Below are 1,513 nucleotides of genomic sequence, written 5' to 3'. Positions count from 1 at the left end.
CGTCCCGCAGCACCGGCGTGGCGGTCACGCCCAGCAGCTCGAGGGTGTCGGCCGCGAGCGCGTCTGCGCCCGCCGGTCCCCGGGCGCTCTCCGCGCCGGTGGTGCCCTCGACGACGGCCAGGACCACCGGGCCCTCCGGTGCGGTACGGCCGCGGCGCAGCTCGACCGGCTGCGGCAGCCCGAGCCGCTTGCCGAGCGCGCGGGCCACGGGGGTGGCGCCGGCGCCGCGCGCCAGCGAGGTGATCGGGTTGGCCATCACACTGCCTCCAGGATCGCGACGACGCCCTGCCCGCCGGCGGCGCACACCGAGATGAGCGCCCGCGAGCCCGGGCCGTTGGCTGCTGCCAGCTTGGCGGCGGTCGCCACCAGCCGCCCACCGGTCGCGGCGAACGGGTGGCCCGCGGCCAGCGAGGAGCCGTGGACGTTGAGCCGGCTGCGGTCGATCGCGCCCAGCGGCTCGGCCAGCCCCAGCCGCTCCCGGCAGAACGCGGGGTCCTCCCATGCCTTGAGGGTGGCCAGCACGGTGCTGGCGAAGGCCTCGTGGATCTCGTAGACGTCGAAGTCCTGCAGCGTCAGCCGCTGCCGGGCCAGCAGCCGCGGGACCGCGTAGGCCGGTGCCATCAGCAGGCCCTCCCGGCCAGAGACGTAGTCGACGGCGGCCACCTCGGCATCCACCACCCGCGCCAGGACCGGCAGCCCCCGCTCGCGGGCCCATTCCTGCTCGGCCAGCAGCACCAGCGCGGCCCCGTCGGACAGCGGCGTGGAGTTGCCGGCGGTCATCGTGGCCTCGCCGTCACCGCCACGCGTGCCGAAGACCGGGCGCAGCCCCGCCAGCCGTTCCACCGAGGTGTCCGCCCGCACCCCCTCGTCGCGGGTCAGCCCCTGGTAGGACGTCGCCAGGTCGTCGAAGAACCCGTCGTCCCACGCCGCGGCGAGCCGGTGGTGGCTGGCGGCGGCGAGCTCGTCCTGCTGCTCCCTGGTGATGCCCCAGTCGCGCGTGGTGCGGGCCTGGTGCTCCCCCATCGACAGCCCGGTGCGCGGCTCGGCGTTGCGCGGCGTCTCGGGCACCAGGTCACGGGGGCGGACCGCCGACAGCGCCCGGACCCGGTCCAGCGGGCTGCGGGCCGCCGAGGCGCGCAGCAGCGCCCGCCGCAGCCCCTCGCCCACCGCGATCGGGGCGTCGCTGGCGCTGTCCACGCCACCGGCCACCCCGGCCTCGACCTGCCCGAGGGCGATCTTGTTGGCGACCTGGATCACCGCCTCGAGGCCGGTGCCGCACGCCTGCTGCAGGTCGTAGGCCGGCGTGGTCGCGTCCAGCGCGGAGCCGAGCACTGCCTCGCGGGTCAGGTTGAAGTCACGGCTGTGCTTGAGCACGGCACCGGCGGCCACCTCGCCGAGGCGCTCGCCGGCGAGCCCGAACCGGGCCACCAGCCCGTCCAGCGCCGCGGTGAGCATGTCCTGGTTGGAGGCCCGGGCGTAGGCGCCGCCGACCTTGCCGAACGGGATCCGGTTG

1 protein-coding gene and 1 pseudogene are annotated in these 1,513 nt (G+C 76.6%); both read right to left on the bottom strand.

From position 1 onward, the window contains the following. Positions 1 to 256: pseudogene (locus GFJ45_RS16040) on the bottom strand (hypothetical protein); the annotation flags it as partial. Next, positions 256 to 1,513: acetyl-CoA C-acetyltransferase (locus GFJ45_RS16035; protein ID WP_153399089.1), on the bottom strand; the 1,258-nt coding region annotated here is incomplete at its 5' end. The pseudogene GFJ45_RS16040 and the gene GFJ45_RS16035, both read right to left, overlap by 1 nt.

The organism is Ornithinicoccus halotolerans, from assembly GCF_009602535.1.
Lineage (GTDB): Bacteria > Actinomycetota > Actinomycetes > Actinomycetales > Dermatophilaceae > Ornithinicoccus > Ornithinicoccus halotolerans.
This window is presented reverse-complemented; position numbering and strand designations above follow the sequence as displayed.